Origin of the sequence: Paenibacillus sp. TCA20, assembly GCF_000732325.1 — a bacterium.
Classification (GTDB): domain Bacteria; phylum Bacillota; class Bacilli; order Paenibacillales; family Paenibacillaceae; genus Paenibacillus; species Paenibacillus urinalis.
Map to the genome: position 1 here is coordinate 208438 of NZ_BBIW01000009.1, position 19027 is coordinate 227464.

12 protein-coding genes are annotated in these 19027 nt (G+C 49.1%); 9 read left to right on the forward strand and 3 right to left on the reverse strand.

The genetic code is table 11. The features are described from left to right. Window positions 1-7 precede the first annotated feature (7 nt). The 3 genes from TCA2_RS17650 to TCA2_RS17660 all read left to right on the forward strand — a co-directional run bounded on the left by TCA2_RS17650 (window position 8) and on the right by TCA2_RS17660 (window position 5258). Window positions 8-1675, forward strand: a complete 1668-nt coding sequence (locus TCA2_RS17650) for an extracellular solute-binding protein (protein ID WP_047912912.1) — start codon at window positions 8-10, stop codon at window positions 1673-1675. 108 nt (window positions 1676-1783) lie between these two features. Then, the gene (locus TCA2_RS17655; protein WP_047912913.1) at window positions 1784-3712 is read left to right on the forward strand and encodes a sensor histidine kinase; all 1929 of its coding nucleotides are present in this window, start codon (window positions 1784-1786) and stop codon (window positions 3710-3712) included. Then, complete coding sequence (locus TCA2_RS17660; RefSeq protein WP_238546439.1) at window positions 3681-5258, forward strand: response regulator; 1578 nt, start codon at window positions 3681-3683, stop codon at window positions 5256-5258. The genes TCA2_RS17655 and TCA2_RS17660 overlap by 32 nt, the downstream gene beginning before the upstream one ends. A 110-nt stretch (window positions 5259-5368) precedes the next feature. On the opposite strand, the gene TCA2_RS17665 is transcribed toward TCA2_RS17660, so the two are convergent. The 3 genes from TCA2_RS17665 to TCA2_RS17675 all read right to left on the reverse strand — a co-directional run bounded on the left by TCA2_RS17665 (window position 5369) and on the right by TCA2_RS17675 (window position 7735). Further along, window positions 5369-6346, reverse strand: a complete 978-nt coding sequence (locus TCA2_RS17665) for an aldo/keto reductase (RefSeq protein ID WP_047912915.1) — start codon at window positions 6344-6346, stop codon at window positions 5369-5371. A gap of 36 nt (window positions 6347-6382) precedes the next feature. Beyond that, on the reverse strand, window positions 6383-7117 hold the full coding sequence (locus tag TCA2_RS17670) for a Fic family protein (RefSeq protein ID WP_047912966.1): 735 nt from the start codon (window positions 7115-7117) through the stop codon (window positions 6383-6385). A gap of 282 nt (window positions 7118-7399) precedes the next feature. Beyond that, complete coding sequence (locus TCA2_RS17675) at window positions 7400-7735, reverse strand: nuclear transport factor 2 family protein (protein ID WP_052512142.1); 336 nt, start codon at window positions 7733-7735, stop codon at window positions 7400-7402. Window positions 7736-8045: 310 nt separating this feature from the next. Between TCA2_RS17675 and TCA2_RS17680 the strand changes: the two genes are divergently transcribed. From TCA2_RS17680 to TCA2_RS17705, 6 genes are all read left to right on the forward strand, one after another. Beyond that, a complete protein-coding gene (locus TCA2_RS17680; protein ID WP_047912916.1) occupies window positions 8046-10496 on the forward strand; it encodes a glycoside hydrolase family 105 protein in 2451 nt (816 codons plus the stop codon). A 270-nt stretch (window positions 10497-10766) separates the two neighbouring features. Next, complete coding sequence (locus TCA2_RS17685; RefSeq protein ID WP_047912917.1) at window positions 10767-13055, forward strand: helix-turn-helix domain-containing protein; 2289 nt, start codon at window positions 10767-10769, stop codon at window positions 13053-13055. A gap of 272 nt (window positions 13056-13327) precedes the next feature. Then, on the forward strand, window positions 13328-14191 hold the full coding sequence (locus TCA2_RS17690; RefSeq protein ID WP_238546447.1) for a sugar ABC transporter permease: 864 nt from the start codon (window positions 13328-13330) through the stop codon (window positions 14189-14191). Then, entirely contained in the window at window positions 14191-15057 is an 867-nt protein-coding gene (locus tag TCA2_RS17695) for a carbohydrate ABC transporter permease (RefSeq protein WP_047912919.1), read from the forward strand. The genes TCA2_RS17690 and TCA2_RS17695 overlap by 1 nt, the downstream gene beginning before the upstream one ends. Window positions 15058-15159: 102 nt before the next feature. Beyond that, entirely contained in the window at window positions 15160-16716 is a 1557-nt protein-coding gene (locus tag TCA2_RS17700; protein WP_047912920.1) for an extracellular solute-binding protein, read from the forward strand. Window positions 16717-16863: 147 nt separating this feature from the next. Continuing rightward, window positions 16864-18933: a glycoside hydrolase family 65 gene (locus TCA2_RS17705; RefSeq protein ID WP_047912921.1), complete on the forward strand. Its 2070-nt coding sequence runs from the start codon at window positions 16864-16866 to the stop codon at window positions 18931-18933. The last annotated feature ends 94 nt before the right edge of the window (window positions 18934-19027 follow it).

Consider the following 19027-nt stretch of genomic DNA (forward strand, 5'->3'; position numbering starts at 1 on the left):
TAAATGCATGAACCAAACATGGGGCTTGAAAAGAGTTCTGATTCTGCTGGCTTCACTCGTACTTATCTTTACCACGGCATGTTCTTCCTCGGGAGGAGCAGAAGAGACCGATACAGAGACACCGGACACAGAGACGCCAGCGGTTCAGCTGACGAAGGATGATCCGGGCTGGAAAGTGGATACTTCACCGATTACATTCGATTGGTACTTGAATTTCTCCTGGTTTCCAAACCAGTGGGGTGTAGATCCTACAACAAAATATATTACAGAAAAAACAGGCGTCAGTCTTAATTTTATCGTACCGGCAGGAAATGAAAGCGAAAAAATGAATACTTTAATAGCATCCGGTAAACTCCCGGATTTCATTACGCTCGATAAAGGTGAAGATGCCGTTCAGAAGATGATCGACGGAGGTCTGGTGCTTCCGCTGAATGAGCTCGCTGAAGAATATGATCCATACTTCTTTACTGCATCGGATGCAGCGAAGCTGTCCTGGTACACACAGCCGGACGGTAAAGTATATGCTTATCCGAATGCTTCTTCCTCACCGAAGGATTATGAGCAGTATGCTGACACCTATATTTCAAACCAAGTATTTCTCGTAAGAAAAGATATGTATGAAGCGATCGGCAGCCCGGATATGCGAACACCGGAAGGCTTCCTTGCCGCACTTGAGGCGGCCAAAGAGAAGTTCCCTGATGTGAATGGTCAGCCGCTCATTCCACTGGGTATGCATGAATTTACGGAGAACGGCAACTACTCGCTTGAAGGATATATTCAGAACCTGCTCGCAATTCCGAAGGAGAAGGACGGCAAGCTCTACGACCGTGCAACGGATCCCGAGTATGTGAGATGGCTGAAGACCTTGCGTACTGCAAATGAAAAAGGATTGTTATCCAAGGATATCTTCATCGATAAACGTCCACAAATGGAAGAGAAAATTGCGCAAGGCAGATACTTTGCCATGATTTATCAGCGCAGTGACCTTGCTGCTCAGCAAAATACGCTGTATGCAAATGATCCGAATTCCGTATACATCGCTGTAGATGGACCATCAAACACCAACTTGGATACACCAACGCTGGATGGACCGGGAATTTCAGGCTGGACGGTGACACTGATCTCCAAGAATGTGAAGGATAAGGCACGTGCGATCCGCTTCCTGAGCTACCTGAACAGTGAAGAAGGCAACAAGGACCTCTACCTAGGTGAGAAAGGTGTCACCTATGACACGATTGACGGCAAGGATCAGTTTAAGCCGGAAGCCTTAGAACTGCTGAATAAGGATCGTTCCGCCTTCGACAAAGAGTACGGTGCTTCATTTACCTTCTGGATGCTGATGAACACGAATATTACTGCACAGTGGACTCCGCCGTCAGTTGAGCCGTTCAAGCAAATGGAGGATTGGACCAAGGGCAAAACAGTAAGCGCTTCCGAATTTGAATTACTCAATCCGACAGGGAACTCGCCGGAAGGAATTATTAATACGAAGCTTGCTCAGCTGTGGGGCAAGACGCTGCCGAAGCTGCTGATGTCAGAATCCGAAGCGGAGTTTGATTCCGTCTGGACGGAATATCAAGAGAAGCGTGAGAAGGAAGGACTTGCAGAGGTTCAGGCCTTCCAGCAGAAGAAATACGAGGAGAACGTTTCGAAGCTGGCTGAATTTCTGAAATAGGCTGATCATGTAATGAAATGAAATGTTAAGGTTCGAATGACCCGCAGACTGCGGGTTTTTCGAGCTTTTACCCGCAAATACATGCAGAAATGGGATGGGTTTATTGTGATGAGAAGAGGAACCAATCTGGTGCAGAGCTTTGTCTCCTGGTGGGAGCACAGATCCCTGCAGAGTCGTCTGATTGCAGCGTATATTGCCATAATATTGGTGCCAAGTCTGCTCGTATCCATCGTTTCTTTTCGTGCGATTAATGAGACTTATATGAAGGATGCGGTAGACAAGAGTGCCTATATTCTCGATATGGAGAAGCTGCATATCATGAACCAGATTGAGTCCATGGAGCGTTCGGCGCAGCTTGCTGTTTCGGACAAAGAGGTGCTGAATTATTTGACGAGGAAGACAGAGCCTCCTCTGGGAGAACTGGTCGATTTTAATATGAGCGCTTTTGTTAATCTGACAAGAATCCAGTTCAACAATCCGAACATTGAGCATTTGCATCTGTTCACGGACAATCCATATGCCTATGAAATATGGCCGATTATTTTTAATGAACGACGAATCAAGGATGAGATCTGGTACGAGGATACGTATGGTCTTGGTGATCTGCAGATGTGGTCATTTCAGAACACCGACCTCGATCTTATTAAACGAACGGTAGAGCAGGAGCCCAAGGTATCTTTGCTGCGTGAGATCAGTGTCATTAGTGGAGAACATTCCGGCATTATTCAGGTAGATATGCTGCTCTCGGAATTCTCACCCCGAACCTTTACGGTCCAGGATGAGCAGTCCCAGCTGTTTCTGATTGATGAAGAAGGAGAGATCTTCTCTCGCGCGAAACAGTCACTGCTCAGCGATGCTCCCATGATGGAGCAGGCCATTCAGGCTAAATTCCAAGCGTTGTCTGATGGTGAGCCTTGGCAGATGGAATACAAGGAGGCGGGCAAATCCTATATATTTCTGAGCGTCCCGCTAGAGGGTTTGAATGCCCATTTGCTAAATGTACTGTCCATGGAAGATGTGCTGGCGCAAATTTCCAAGATCCGTAACACGACGATCGGGATTAATATTTTGTTCATTATTATTTTTACAATTATTGCTTATGTGCTCAACTCCTTCATTCTGAAAAATCTCGTCAGACTCACAGATGCGATGAAAATGGCGCGTCGCGGAGAGCTGTATACGGGAGTCGTTATCCGGGGCGGCGGGGAGATTGGCGAGCTGGCCTTTCATTTCAATAAGCTGATGAACAAGATTAACGAGCTGGTCGCTGTGGCTGTCCGTAAGGAAGCGATGTCCAAGGAAGCCGAACTCAGAACACTGCATAATCAGATTGACTCTCATTTTCTGTACAATACACTGGAGAATATCCGAATGCTGGCCGAGATGGAGGATCAGCGGGCAATCGCGGATTCGCTTACCTCACTTGGAGGGATGATGCGGTATAACTTCAAATGGTCAGGGGATTATGTGAAGCTGAGAGATGAGCTGAGGCATATCCGAAATTATATTGAAGTCATGAATATCCGGTTTGATACACCGATTACGCTGAGTGTCGATGTGCCGAACGCGATGCTGGAAACCGAAGTGCTGAAGATGTCGCTTCAGCCCATTGTGGAGAACAGCGTCAAGCATGGCTGGTATGAGGAAGCCGAGGAGGGCGGATCCAAGGATAAGACGATTATTATCCGGGCAGAGGCGGTCCGCGGCAAATGCCGAATCTGGATCCAGGATAACGGATCGGGCATGGCGGAGGAAGATCTGAAGCTGCTAAGGAATCAGCTCCACAGCTCAAGCTCCGAGAAGGTGAATTCAGAAACCGTACCTGCTTCGAGTGCAGCGAATGAGGTCAGCCGATCGAATCCATCTGCTGGGATTGGGCTGATGAATGTACATCAGCGGATTCAGCTTTTTTTTGGAGCACAATACGGTCTGATGATCCATAGTACACAGGGGGTCGGTACGATCGTTACCATTACTTTGCCAACAGTGGTCATGACAGGGGGAGATGAAGGTGAGGAAACTCATAATCGTGGATGATGAGAAAAATATTCGCCTGGGACTTAAAACGATGATAGAGCGGGAATATCCATCAGCCTATCATATTGAACTGGCCTCGAATGGACAAATGGCGCTTGAGCTGAACCGTGCAGCCCGTGCAGATCTGATATTAACCGATATTCGTATGCCTGTACTTGATGGCATCCGGCTGCTGGAGGAGCTGGATCGTGAGACGGGAGGAAGAAAGCCGGCCGTCGTGCTGCTGAGCGGCTATGATGATTTTGAATATGCGAAGACGGCGATCCGGTACAAGGTAAAGGATTATTTGCTGAAGCCGATTCAGAGAACGGAGCTGTTCGATATGCTGAATCGCGTAGATAAGGAATTGAGCGAATTAGAAGCCGCGAATCTGGAACGAACTCAGGAAAAACATGAGCTGCAAATGGAGCAGCGCAAGAATCGGCTGCGTCAGCTTCTATTTGGCAGAGGGCCCGTGATGGAAGAAGAACTGCAGCAGGCAGCTCGTATTTTACCAGCAAGCTCTTATGCTGTCGCGATGGTGCTGTGCAGATATGTGGATGGGTCTGTCATGCCTACAGGGGAAATTCAGCGTCTGGTCGAACGGCTTAGTCATTCGATGGATGTTCGGGCAGAGCTTGTCCTCACGGATATAGAGGGAAGGCTTATTCTCGCAGGAAATACCTCAGACTGGTATCAGGAGCTGGCAAGACAGGCAGAAGAGAAGGGATGGAACGGCTTCCGTATCGGAATCAGCACGGAGCAGAACGATCTGGCACAGGTTCGGGAGCAATATCTTGAGGCACAGGCTGCGCTGAGATATACCTTCTTGCATCCAAGCGCTTATTATATTGAATACGATGCAGCACTTACGAATCGGATGAATTATCCACTGCCGTATGGAAGCCTGCGGAAGCTCGGAAATATGCTGGGGACGGATCGGGTGGATGAGATGAAGAAGCTGCTCGCCTCCATTTTTGAGCTGGATCATCTGAAGCAGATGGATATGACTTATCTGGAGAAGGTAAGCGGACTGATCAATGAGAATGTGTTCGATGAGGTGTTTAGGAAATACGGGGAGTCTTCGGTGGAAGTGCTGAAGATGTATAGGCTGGTCGGCAGCCTGAACAATTTTCAGAGCTTTAACGAGTATTACAGAAAGCTGGAATACCTGCTTGTCAGCGTAAATGATTATGTGTCCCGAATCCGGCTGGCGCATAGTGAGCATGCGGATATGAAAGAGGCGGTCCGTTATATACAGGAGCATTACGAGCGTCCTCTGAATATGGCAATGGTCAGCAATCATGTATCGCTTAATTATTCGTATTTCAGCGAGGCGTTCAAGGCGTATACGGGAGACAACTTTGTATCCTATCTCAAAAAGGTACGTATCCAGCGGGCCAAGGAGCTGCTGCTTAACAAGTCTACCATGAAAATGGCGGAGATTAGTCTCGCAGTGGGCTTTGAGAACAGCAAACAGTTCTCCCGTGTATTTAAGGAACTGGAGGGCGTATCTCCGCATGAATATCGTCAGCTCGGAGGTATGGAATCAGAACGTGGAGAGTGAAGCGGAGCATTATTGAAGCTGCAAGCGGTGAGACGATGGAGTAAACAGACATGAGGAAGGCTGGACAATGAGCTTACGGGGGGCGTAAAGCTTAAGGTCCAGCCTTTGTATTATTCTATGCGGTAGGTAGCAAAAGGTTTCGAATATATAAATCGGTCGCTGATCTCACCCAGCTTCTCGGCAAGCTCGGTATTGATCTCGATGTCGAGACTTCTTAAGTTGTCATCCAGCTGCTCGGTACGAGTTGCTCCAACGATAACGGTAGATACGGCAGGCCGGTTCATGAGCCAGGCGATGGATAATGCACTCGGAGCATGTCCGGTCTCCGCTGCAAGATCAGCCACCTGCTGTCCGAGTGTTACATTATGATCCTCCAAGAATCGCTGAAAATTCGGATCTGTCTCTGCCCGGGAGCCGGCGGGAGCAGAAGACTTCTCTGTATATTTTCCAGTGAGAATGCCGCCAGCTAGTGGGAAATAAGGAATGATGCCGACGCCTTGGTCCAGGCACATGGGCACGAGCTCACGCTCCGGCGTTCGGTCTGCCAGCGAATAGCTGACCTGATTGGAGACAAAACGCTCATATCCTCTCAGATCACTGATGCCAAGTGCCTTCATCAGCTCCCAAGCTGCATAGTTGGAGGCACCGATATAGCGCACCTTGCCTGCCCGCACCATGTCATCCAGCGTACGAAGTGTTTCTTCCAGCGGTGTATTCGGATCGAAGGTATGAATCTGATACAGATCCACATAGTCCGTTTGCAGCCGCTTCAGGCTGTTCTCCAGCTCCTGCTGCAGATGATAACGGGAAGAGCCGCGTCCATTCGGGGAATCGCTTCTTGCGACGAGTCCGGCCTTGGTCGTGAGCACAACCTGGTCTCTTCTGCCTTTTAGTGCTTGTCCGATTATGCGCTCGGATTCCGTTCCGGCGTAAATATTGGCGGTATCAATAAAGTTAATTCCGCTGTCGATCGCATGATGCAGAATGCGGGCTGAAGTCTGTTCATCCGCTCTTTTGCCGAAGGAGTTGGTGCCAAGACCGAGAAGAGAAACTTGCATGCCACTGCGTCCGAGGTATGTATATTTCATAAGTATCGCTCCTTTGCTAGATGGTATAAGTGAGGTTTAAGTGACAGATAGCATTAGTTCTAGATTAGACTTAACTTCAGCAGAGATGAGATCAATTAAGGGTTCTAGTTCCCCGTTATCTGCCTGCTCCAGTGCGGAGTAATAATCTTGGCGCTTTTCATTACGAATGATGGCAGGAGGATAACCATGCTTTAGCAACACAAAGTTCATCGCAAGCCGACTGACTCTCCCGTTACCATCTGTAAATGGATGGATCGCTGTGAGCTTATGATGAAGTAATGATGCAAGCTTCACGGGATGCATGTCTGAATTTTCGGTGTACCATTGTATTAGGCGTTCCATTTCATAAGGTACTTGGACTGCAGGAACATATTGATGGATATTCCCCGAAATCGTGAGCACATGATTATCCATCTTTTTGTAGTCACCAGGAGAAAAGTCAATATCTCTCACTCCCTGAAAAAGAATGGCATGAAAATCTTTAATAATCCGCTCTGTTAAATCTCTCTGTTGAATGGCTTCGTGAAGATAATCAATTGCTTCCGCATGGTTTATTATTTCAAGATGCTCTCTTAAAGATTTCCCCTTGACCGTCAGTCCTTCTCTTAAGAAGAATGCTGTTTCACGATAAGTAAAAGTATTTCCTTCAATTGCATTCGTATGATAAGTCCACTCTTCACGAAATTTCTGAGCGATGGTACTCATCAGCTTTGGGTCGATGGGACGTTTCTTGTCCACTTCTGTTCGAAGAGCATCAATTTGATTAAACATGAGCATTGTTCCTTCCCTCTTCTTCTTACTAGCATTATATCAAACGAAACTAGTTTCAATACTACTCCTATTGTTGCGATATGGCTTGAGCATAGTAATCATATTCCTTTTCTTGAAGAAGCAGAAGCGTTTGCTACGTTTGTTGCAATGACAATAGAGTGAAGCCAATGACATCAGATAGGAAATAAAACTTCATAAAAAAAGGCCTGTCCTCAATTTATGAGGTACAGACCTTCTATTGTATAGGATAACTCCGAATTGGAATCCCTGGATATTGCCTCATTATCCAATGAATCTTACGTGTGTAATCAGACCATTCTCGACACGATACACTGGCACAGCCAGCAGTATGTCTGTTCTGCCGCGATGTCCTGTGACGGATTCATGGTCAATGACATAGTTATTGTGCACAATGCGGTTCGTAATGGTTGCGTTCAGCTCAGGGCTGATCTCGAACAAAGCCGTATAGCGCTCGCGGATTTCTTCTTTGCCAGAGTTCTGAATGTTGCCGACAGCATCTTCAATGACGCAGTCCTCGTGATAGGTAGCGAGCAGATCTTCAATATTTCGCGCATTGTACGCGGTTAGCTGTGCATCAATAACATCAGTAATGGACACGGTAATTTCTCCTTTTTTCTCGTAAAATGAGTTTAATGTATTAAAGCTTCTCCGCATTGTATCACAAAATTATCCATTAACATATATCATTTTTTGAGCTGCTTACCCTCTTTACAGGAGACATATGCTCATTCTGCTGGCTCTACAATGTTCAGGGTTCAATCAACCAAATGTACACAGAACAAACCGAATCGTTTTTGCAGGAATGTGATGCTTTGGGATACGGTTTGGAGATTTGCGCCATTGTTCTGCCCATGGACTGGAATTTATTCTAACCATATCATTTCGTCGTTAGGAGGCGCTGCAGGCGATGCCATATGTAAACAAAGAACGTTCTTTTGGAGCTTCACTGGACAGAACAGAGGATGTACTTAGAGCCGTTGTAAACCGATACATCGGTGCGAATCCGAAGACCCTGCCAACGTACCGGGTGCTGAATGTGGAAGGCTTTATTAGAGATAACGAATACCGTTACGATATGAATCTTATGGTAAAGCTTCCTCAGCTGCAGGATGGACAGTTCGTCTATGCCTGGGCCAAAATTTGGGCTGATGAGGAAACGACACAGGCTTATCGGATCAGCTGTTACAGCCATACACGGGTGTTTATCAACGGACTGCTGGCATTTGAATCGAATCATCGCGAGGATGTGATGCCGGAGAGCAAGGCTGGACTACGCGGCAAGCTGCGTAAGGGCTGGAACTTCTTTGTTCTGGAGTTTGAGAAAACACCCACTGGCTGCGGTGCCAGCTTCGGCACAGGTTCTGTTAAAGGCGCGCCCGTCCATTTTCTTGCTCCAACCATGGAGCGTGATGGGCAGGAAGGCTGGGTGTACAGCGAACCTCAGCATACACGCTGGATACCAGGCAATGCCAAGGAGGTGGTCTCTCATGAGATCGACTCCAAGCTGGCACGTGTTTTTGTGACGGAAATATCGGCATCAGAGGAAGCTACAGATATGACTTGGTATCCCCGAAGGGAATGGAGCGAGGAGGAGCAGCAGCTTGGTGCCTTCGCAAGAGTGTTTGATCCAGGGACAGGGATTGGAGAGAAAGCGACGGTTAACGCCAATGCCAAGGCCGATGCCAGCGTAAGTGTGGATGCGAACGTGATTGAAGATGAAAATGACAGAGCCAATGCCCGCACCAATGCAAGTGCCGAAACAGTAGTCACATCCGATGGATATGGAGTACGATGTCCCTTTGGGGCCGTTGCGCTGGCATGGTCCAAGCTGGATCACCGGAGCACCGCAAGCGAACGGAAAGTGACATGGAAAGGGCTGCACGAAGGAACATTCAAGCTATATGTGGACGGGAATTTGTTGTACACCAGTGATCAGGAGCAGGGCTACTTCGAGGTGGAGAAGGAGCTGGACTACGGTGTACATGATATTGTCATTGTGTCAGCGCGTACCCGTAAAGCCTGGGGCTTTGATCTGGAAGTACTGACCGAAGATGAAACAGGCGAAGCTCTAACCTGGGCCAAGCCATACCCCGTTGAAGGCTTAACAGGGCACTGGCTGTATCTGGGTCCTTTTTCTAAGGATCATGTGCCTCCGCCGCGAGACGTTCCTCATATGGACCGCCTATTTGGAGAGGGAGAAGAACGGACTTATTACAGAGCTGACCAGCCGGCCGCTCGGATTCGCCCTTATCTGGAATCCCGCTTATATGGTAAATGGAATTATCCTCTAGGTGTGACGCTGTATGGCATTCTGGAGACGGGAAGAGAGCTGTCCCGCCCGGATTATATTGAATATGCTGAGGATCATATTGAACAGTGTACGTCTCTGGATGAGCTGGTCATGTGGGATAGCAAGCGGCATGGTGCCCCAGGGATAAACCATCAGCTTGCGCTGATTGATAGTCTGGATGACTGTGGTTCCTTCGGCGCCACCATGCTCAGAGCTCATGAGCTGAAGAAACTGAGAGGAGCCGAGGAGGCAGCGCATCGTATTGCGGACTATATTACACGTGAGCAGGATCGACTGCCTGATGGAACGTTATATCGCTACCGCAGCTTCAGCGAGCTGATGGTTAATACGATATGGTGCGATGACCTGTACATGAGCACCCCGTTTCTTAGCCAGTATTATAAGCTTACCGGCGAGACCCGGTATTTGGATGATGCCGCTGCCCAGTTTCTGCTGTATAAGAAAAGATTGTATATGCCTGAGCAGAAAATGATGCATCATGTGTACAATTTGAATTTTGATAAAGGCTGTACTGTGCCCTGGGGACGGGGGAATGGCTGGGTATTATTTTCTCTAACGGAGCTGCTGGCTGTTCTTCCGAAGACGCATTCGGATTATGACGAGCTGCTGCATTTCTACAGGGAGCTGTGCGAGGGCTATCTTGCGGTTCAGGATGAGCAGGGCTTGTGGCATCAGGTGCTGACCGATCATGAATCCTACAGCGAGACGTCCTGCTCTTCCATGTTTATTTATGCTTTTTCCCGCGGGATAAGGTATGGCTGGCTTCCAGAGGGAATTCAGCACCTATACGCCGATGCGGTCTTCCGTGGCTGCGAAGGCATTATACGCCATTGTATTGATCGTGAAGGGAATGTATACGGCGTATGCCGAGGCTCGGGATACTCTTTCTCTCCGCATTACTACAAGGAGCGTTTGTCTTGGCTGCTGAATGACACCCACGGCATCGGTATTGTGCTGCTGGCGGGAATCGAGTCCTTAAGGCTGCTCGAATATTTGAAGGAGCGTCGTACAGATCGGGCAAGATCATCGGTAGTCCACAGCCAATAACGGAAGGTATGCAGGGGCCAACGATATGAATTCACCGAATAACCGGGCTATACAGTCCGGTTATTTCTTTTTCACAAATGAATCCATTTCATAAATCATTAAAAAGGTGGATTGGATTGAAGCAGCTAAAGGGATTATGAAATGGATTCAAATAGGTAAAAATTTAAATTTTTGTGAACGCCAGTCATACAAGTTGTGATAACATATGGAAAGAAAATGTTAATTAAAACGATACGGATATCCAAGCGAATAAAGGATGGGGGAAGGCGAATGATGTCCAAAGTGTCAAACTCGCTCCGCGCATTACTCTCAACGACTCAGACGAGACTTGTTTTTGCGCTGACCATTGCGGTGTTCGTCATTATACTTGCGGTCAGCCTGACTTCCTATTACACATCCAAGTCGGTGCTCCAAAGTGAACTGAGCGAGATGCATCACCAGCTGCTCAGCGATAAGATGAATTTTATCGAGGATTATATCAAGGATACGGACAGCACAGCCATCAAGATGGCACTGCATTCGGGTGTATATGGCTACCTCTCCAAGGGGGAGCAGATCACGCAAACGGAAATCCGGCAGCTCATTGAGTATTTGAAATATGTGGTCATTAATTCACCCATTATAGAAAGCGCATACATTTTTAATGCAGATGAAGAGAGCTTTGTATCTTATCCCATGGGCTACAGCTCCCGGTTCAGCACATTTCCGGATTCCGACTGGGTGAGCGTAGGGAGCGAGCTTGAGGAGAAGACCATGCTTGTCAAATCGAGAACGGCAGCAGGCGGGAGCGGCAAGAACGGAACGAACGAAATTACCTATTTTCGAAAAATTGTCGTCCAAGGCGAGATGAAGGGCATACTTGCTCTGAATTTCAATAAGTCAGAGCTGTTCGCGCAGATGAGACCAAGTGCCGTTTCGAAGATCGAGAGTGCCCAGTATATTCTCGACAGCGAAGGAAATCTGGTGTATCAGATCGGGGATGCCCATGCTGAACCCTCCGATATCTATGTGCACACACAGCAGCTGAGAGATCAAAGATACGATGATGTTAAGCTGAACGGGGAGTCATTGCTGCTGACCTACAATCCTTCTCCTCTGACCGACTGGAGATATGTTTCCATTGCTTCTCAGGACGATATATTGGCAAATTCCAAGAAGATCCGCAGCGTCGTGCTGCTGGTCTCCCTCATTATGCTGGTGCTCGGAGCCTGGCTGATCATTCAGCTTCATGCGGTGACCTTCAAGCCCATTCGCCGGCTGCATTCCCTTCTCAAAAATTATGAACGTGAAGAGAACAGTCTCGATCTAGGCAAGCTTGAGAATATTACCGTCCGGCTGCTGCGGGCACATGAAGACCTGTCTCAGCAGATCCGTCATACGAAGGCAGAAGCCTCATCGAAGTTCGTACAGGATATTTTCATGGGTAATTTGTCCGGGCGGCGAGAGATGGAAGCAAGGTGGAGTCAATATTTCAAGGAATGGACGAACAGGCCGCTTCGTGTCGTGCTGATATCCATTGATCGGTATTCGGAATGGGCGGATAAATGGAGTGACAATGATCAGTTTCTATATAAATATGCAATGAATAATATTGCAGAGGAGCTGCTTGCTCCATCTTACCGCAGTGTCAGCGTGGATCTAGGCAAGGATAAGCTGGCCCTAGTACTCCAGCCCAGTGTGGATAAGGAGGAGCCGATGGAAGCGGAGCTCAGCCAGATCCTTCCGATGCTGCAGGATATTCTGCAGACCAAGGCGTCGATCGGGATCAGCCATCAGGCGGAGAACGTCATGAAGCTGCAGCGTGCGTATTATGAAGCGGAGAATGCACTAAGCTACCGTTTATATAAAGGGTATGGGACGGTCATTACCTTTGAAGAAGTAGCCTCCCATGAGCGGACCGATTCCGTAGAGGATGAATCCATCGTTTCGGCATTACTCCAGGCGGTAGAGTCAGGCTCGAAGGAGCAGGCTACTCGAATGTTAAGCAAGCTGGAGGAACAGATGAGGACAGAAGGATGGTATCCTTCGGAGGTGACGGGCATGCTCACCCATATTCGTCAGCGATTGATGAAGCTGGAAGTGTCCAAGGAAGGGGCCGATCCGGAGGAAGTCATTCAGATTCGCCAGCTGTATACGCTTGATCTGCCGGATATGATGGAGCTTCTCTATGAATACACGAGCAGGCTGGCAGATCATTTTGCATCGCTTGCTGTCAGCAGGGAAGCTGTGATGGTGCAGCAGATGATTGATTTTATGACACGGCATTTGGACGGGAATGTAGGGGTACAGGAGATTGCTTCCTCTGTGCATATCAGTGTCAGTCTGGCGAGCCAGTTGTTCAAGCAAGAGACGGGAGAGACGATTCACGATTATTTTACCAAGCTGCGTGTGGAAAAAGCGGGCGAGCTGCTGATCGAGACCGACTACAAGCTGGCGGAGATTGCAAGAATGGTCGGCTATCAGCATGAGAACAGCTTCATCCGTGTATTCCGCAAGCTGAAGGATATTACGCCCGGAAAATACAGAGAGCATATGAAATACAAAAAATATACTGTTTGATCAAAACATGATGAACCGAAGCTCCACCCTATGAGCAAATACTGCAGAAGGGTGGATTTTTCTCTTTATGTCCATATTTTGGCGGAATGGTCAATTGCTGATTTGCCCCGTCAGTCGTACATTGAGGGTGTCCCTCGTGGCATTACGACTATAGAAGAGAAAGGCGGGCGAACATACACATGGCTGACATCACAGCGAAACCGGAGGTGTCTCATTCCACACCGAAACGAGGATCCATTCGTCCTTACCTGCATAATGTCCGCAAGTACTGGATGCTCTACCTCATGATCCTGCCGGGAATTGTGTATTACATCTTATTTAAATACGTTCCGTTAGCTGGCAGCATCATTACCTTTCAGGATTATCAGATTATGAATGGGATATGGGGCAGTCCCTGGGTTGGCTTCGATAATTTCAAGTTCATTTTTACGTATCCGGATTTCTGGAACGTGCTCCGCAATACAGCGCTCATTGCGCTCTATCAGCTTGTATTCAGCTTCCCGGCGCCGATTATTCTCGCGCTGCTGTTCAATGAGGTTGCAGGGAGATTCATGAAGCGCACGTATCAGAGTATTTTTTATCTTCCGCACTTCTTGTCCTGGGTCGTTGTAGGCGGCATTGTATTCGAGCTGCTGGCCACAGGAGGACTTGTGAACGTAATCCGTGGCTGGTTCGGGTATGAGCCTGTTCTATTTATGCAGCAGGAAGGGGCTTTCCGGACGATCGTCATTCTGTCAGGAATTTGGAAGGAAGTGGGCTGGGGAACGATTATTTATCTTGCAGCTCTCACAGCGATCAATCCAAATCTATACGAAGCAGCCGTCGTCGACGGTGCCGGCAAATGGAAGCAGGCAATCTATATTACGCTGCCGTCTCTGCTGCCGACCATTACAGTACTGTTCCTACTGAATATCGGTAATTTCCTGGAGCTTGGATTTGATCAAATATTTAACCTGCTGACACCAATGACGTATTCGGTGGGAGATATTATCGAGACTTATGTGTATAGGGCAGGGGTACTTCAGGGGCAGTACAGCATGACAACAGCCATTGGTCTGTTCCAGTCCGTCATTGGGTTTATTTTGCTCTATATCTTTAATCGGCTTGCGAGAAAAACAGAGCAGGGGTTGTGGTGATGAAAAATACATTTGGAGAAAAAGTGTTCAAGGTCGTCAATTACACCTTCTTGACGTTGGCTGCATTTACGATGCTCGCACCGCTCGTGCAAATGCTGGCCATGTCCTTCAGTTCGCCGATTGCGGCGGATTCAAAGAAAGTATTCTTGTTCCCGGTCGAATTTACATTCGGAGCGTGGGAGTACATTCTGAATCGGCAGGATTTGTGGAATTCGTTTGCCGTCACGATCTTCATTACGGTGGTGGGTACGCTGCTCAGTGTCTTATTCTCTGTGCTCACCGCCTATCCGCTGGCGCATCCGAAGTTCATGATCAAGAGACATGTCATGTTCGGCATTGTGATCACGATGATATTCAATGCACCGCTCATCCCGTTCTATCTGACGGTCAAATCGCTCGGGATGCTGGATTCCATCTGGGCACTGATTATTCCAGGACTGATCGGCACGTTCAACATGGTCATTATTCGTACCTTCTTCATGGGTATACCTGCTGAGTTGTCTGACTCGGCACAGATCGACGGCTGCCATGATTTCAGAGTATTGTTCCAGATCTTCCTGCCGTTATCGAAGCCCGTACTTGCAACAGTCAGCTTATTCTATGCTGTAGGTTATTGGAACACGTTCCAGCGGGCCATTCTGTTCATCCGAGATCCGAATCTCCATCCGCTTCAGGTGAAGCTGAGGGAATATATTGTATCGCCGGAAATGCTGAGTGTGACAGATATGCTCGGCAGCTTCGATTACAACATTACAACACTGAAGGCGGCCACTATTATATTTGCGGCAACGCCGATCATTCTGGTATATCCCTTCCTGCAAAAATATTTTGTCAAAGGAGCGATGCTGGGTTCATTAAAGGGCTAGCCCATCCGGCGGAATCACTGCATGTGATGAATTCATGATTTTGAATATGCGAATGGTGTAAATCGCGGGTCATATAACCTATTGAAAAAGGGGAGATCTCACTTGTGGAATCGTAATCAGTGGACTCATAAAGGATGGACTTGGTCTGTTCTGGCATTGACGCTAGGGATAACGACGGTGCTGGCTGGCTGCAGCAGCAATACGGATACAGGCAGCTCAGCTGCGCCGACCAATCCGGATTATGTGGTAGTCGATGTCTATAAGACGCATCTGAGCAAGGGCAAGCTGCCAACGCCGGATGATGCGCATGTGCAGTATATCGCAGAGAGGACGGGAGTGCAGTATAATCTGCAGACAACCTCGTCAGGCGGTGATCCGGTGGAAAGCATGAACGTGATGATCGCTTCCGGTGATCTGCCGGATATTATGAGACCGGTGGGTGGCGTAGAGCAGACGCTGATCTCGCAGAATGGCGCTCTTGCGCTCGACGATTTGCTGCCGAAGTATGCTCCGAACTTATGGAAGCGCATTCCTCAGGAAGCCTGGGATATTGTACGTTCAGCCTCACCAGACGGTAAGATTTATTATGTTCCCAAGATCTATATGATTCCAGAGCGTGCGCCAATGATTCGGCAGGACTGGCTGGATGCAGTAGGGCTCGAAATGCCGACAACACAGGAAGAATACGTGGAAGTATTGAAGGCTTTCCTGAACGAGGATCCTAACGGCAATGGTCAGGCTGATGAGATTCCAACGACAGGCAGGGAGTTCGGAACCTGGATGGATCATCTGTTCGCCATGTACGGTGTGGCAATGTGGGAAGGGAAGCCGGAATGGGATATTTACGACGGCAAGCTGCAGTATGCAGGTGTTACACAGAACATGAAGGATGCCATTGTCTTTGTACGTGATCTGTACGAACAGAAGCTGCTGGATAACGAGACCTTCCTGAACAAGGGCGAAATCTGGACAGCGAAGATTAACAACAATCTGGTTGGCAGCTGGTATCATCTGCCTGGAAACTTGAAGGATCGGCTGGCCGCGATCCAGACGCTTGCCCCAGAAGCCGTCGTCAAAGGAATGCCGATCCCGACCGTGGAAGGATACGAAGGCTATGTCACCCAAAAAAGTGTAGGCGAGCCGGAGTGGATGATTCCGAAGGTATCCGAGGACAAGGCAGAGGCATCGCTGAAGCTGCTTGACTTCTTCTACGATCCGGCGAACGAGGATTTTATTCGCTTCGGTATTGAAGGCGTGCACCATGAAGTGGTAGACGGCAAGAAACAGCTGCTCCCTGCGGATGACAATACACCGATTGGGCTGGGTATGCTGAATTACAATACGAAGGAGACCATGGATGTTCGAATTGAACAGACCTTCCCGGAGGATCAGGTTCAGATGGTCAAGGACATCTTTGAAGTGGCAACAGCGGATGCCCGCCGTATTGCGGGAGACGGATTACCTTCGTCTGTATACCAAGGGTATCCGGATATTCAGTCTCATAAGCTGTTCCAGGAATATTTGTCCAAGATCGTAATCGGTGAATGGCCGCTGGAGAAATTTGATGAGTTCGTGGAGCGCTGGAACAGCTCTGGCGGTGCAGAGGTCACGAAGCGGGCACAGGAATGGTATGAGAAGGTGCAGAGCTACCAGCAGTAACGGAGCAACCAGGTTCACATTCAATGAGGCCGTCCGCCATAAGCACAGTACTTACCGCTTAATATGATCCGAGAAGGCACCGCCTCATTGAATGGTTCGAAAAAACATGCTGGGCATCAAAAAAATACCAGGAGGACTTCTAGCCTTATGCAAAAAATTGATCGCAAATCGCTTGTCACCCGGCATAATCCGGTGCTGCGGCAGGCCGAGACCCTATCACCACTGTCTGTAGGGAATGGGGAGTTTGCCTACACCGTAGATATTACCGGTATGCAAAGCTTCCCTGAAGAGTATACGTTCCCGCTAGGAACCCAGTCCAACTGGGGATGGCACAGTACGGGCGGGCATGATCTGTATCGGTACGAGGATGTAAAGCTCACTTCATTTGAAACGCACGGACGCCAAGTGGGATATGCTACCGATGCTGCCGGTCAGGAGGAGGTATTCCACTGGCTGAGACAGAATCCGCATCGGGTCCAGCTCGGTGTCATCGGACTTGAACTGCTATCCTCGGAAGGAAGCCGTATTCGGCTCCAGGACCTTGGCGACATTGAACAAGAGCTTGATTTGTGGACCGGAATCATCAAGAGCCGGTTCTGTGTAGAGGGCGTACCTGTTACCGTTCTCACCAGCTGCCATGACCGGCTGGATCAGATCGGGTTGACTGTAGAGTCAGAGCTCATCGAGCAAGGCAGGCTGTTTGTATCCGTCCGGTTTCCTGCTCCCCACCCACAGTCCCGCGGCTGGGGCAGCAGTATAGGTCTGAACTGGGAGATCAAAGAGGAGCATAAGAGCGAGCTGCATCATGCAGATCAGCATGGAGCTGAGATCCGGAGAATCATGGACGAAGACAAGTATGTAGTGAAGCTCGCATGGACTGACGGCGAACTTGTCCAGCTCGGCCGGCATGCCTATCGCCTGGTTCCGAACAGCTCCTTATCGCAGCTCGATTTGACGGTCTGTTATGCACCTTCTGCCGATGAGGTCAAGGAGCTGGCTTCCGCCGAGGCTATCCGATCTTCTTCTGGCGTACATTGGGAGCAGTTCTGGAAGAGCGGCGGGGCTATTGAGCTCGCGGGCAGCCGTGATCCGCGGGGTGCCGAGCTGGAGCGCAGAATCATCTTGTCCCAATATCAGACTGCGCTGCATTCCGCAGGGACCATTCCCCCGCAGGAGACCGGGCTGATGTACAACAGCTGGTTTGGTAAGCCCCACCTCGAAATGCACTGGTGGCATGCGGCTCACTTTGCCCAGTGGGGAAGAATTCATCTGCTGGAGCGCAGCCTGTCCTGGTACGATAAGATTCTGCCGAAGGCACGTGAACTGGCAGTGTCACAAGGGTATACCGGTGCCCGATGGCCGAAGATGGTGGGTCCGGAAGGCGATCAGAGCCCGTCCAGCGTCGCGACGCTGCTGATCTGGCAACAGCCGCATCCGATTGATCTGGCCTATCTGTGCTATCAGGCCAATCCGGGAGAGGCTGTGCTTGAACGGTACAAGGAGATTGTGATGGAAACTGCTGAATTTATGGCTTCCTTCGCGGTGTGGGATGAGCCTGGGCAGCGTTATGTGCTCGGTCCGCCCGTTATCCCGGCACAAGAGAACCACCGGGGCAGCGAGACGATGAATCCCGTATATGAACTGGAATATTGGCGGCATGGTCTTGAGATTGCACTCTTGTGGCGAGAGAGACTTGGGCTGCCAGACGAGCCGAAGTGGCGTCATGTCATGGAGCATTTATCAGTACCGAAGCCGGTAAATGGTGTATATGAGGCGCATGAGCTATGTACGGATACGTATAGAAGAGCGAATATAGATCACCCGTCCATGCTGGCGGCGCTTGGTGTTCTGCCCGGCAAGCTGATCGACCGGTCGGTTATGCTCTCTACTCTGCACCGAGTAAGAGAAGCGTGGCGGTGGGAAACTTCATGGGGATGGGATTTTCCAACGGCAGCGATGACGGCGGCGAGACTGGGCGAAGGTGACTTCGCCGTAGACATGCTGCTCATGGACCAGGTGAAAAATACGTATTTGAAAAATGGGCACAATTATCAGCGGGATGATCTGCTGGCCTATTTACCGGGCAATGGAGGACTCCTTGCAGCAGTCGCCCTGATGGCGGCGGGCTGGATTGACGGACCTAACGGTGATGCTCCCGGCTTCCCTCAGGATGGCAGCTGGACCGTCAAGCAGGAGGGGCTTGTTCAGAGGTTGTGAGATGCTATCCAGCTTAAAGAACATAATTAGTTCTCTATATAAAGCGTTCATCCGTAATTAGAGAAGCTTCATGCATGATAACTCATGCCTGGAG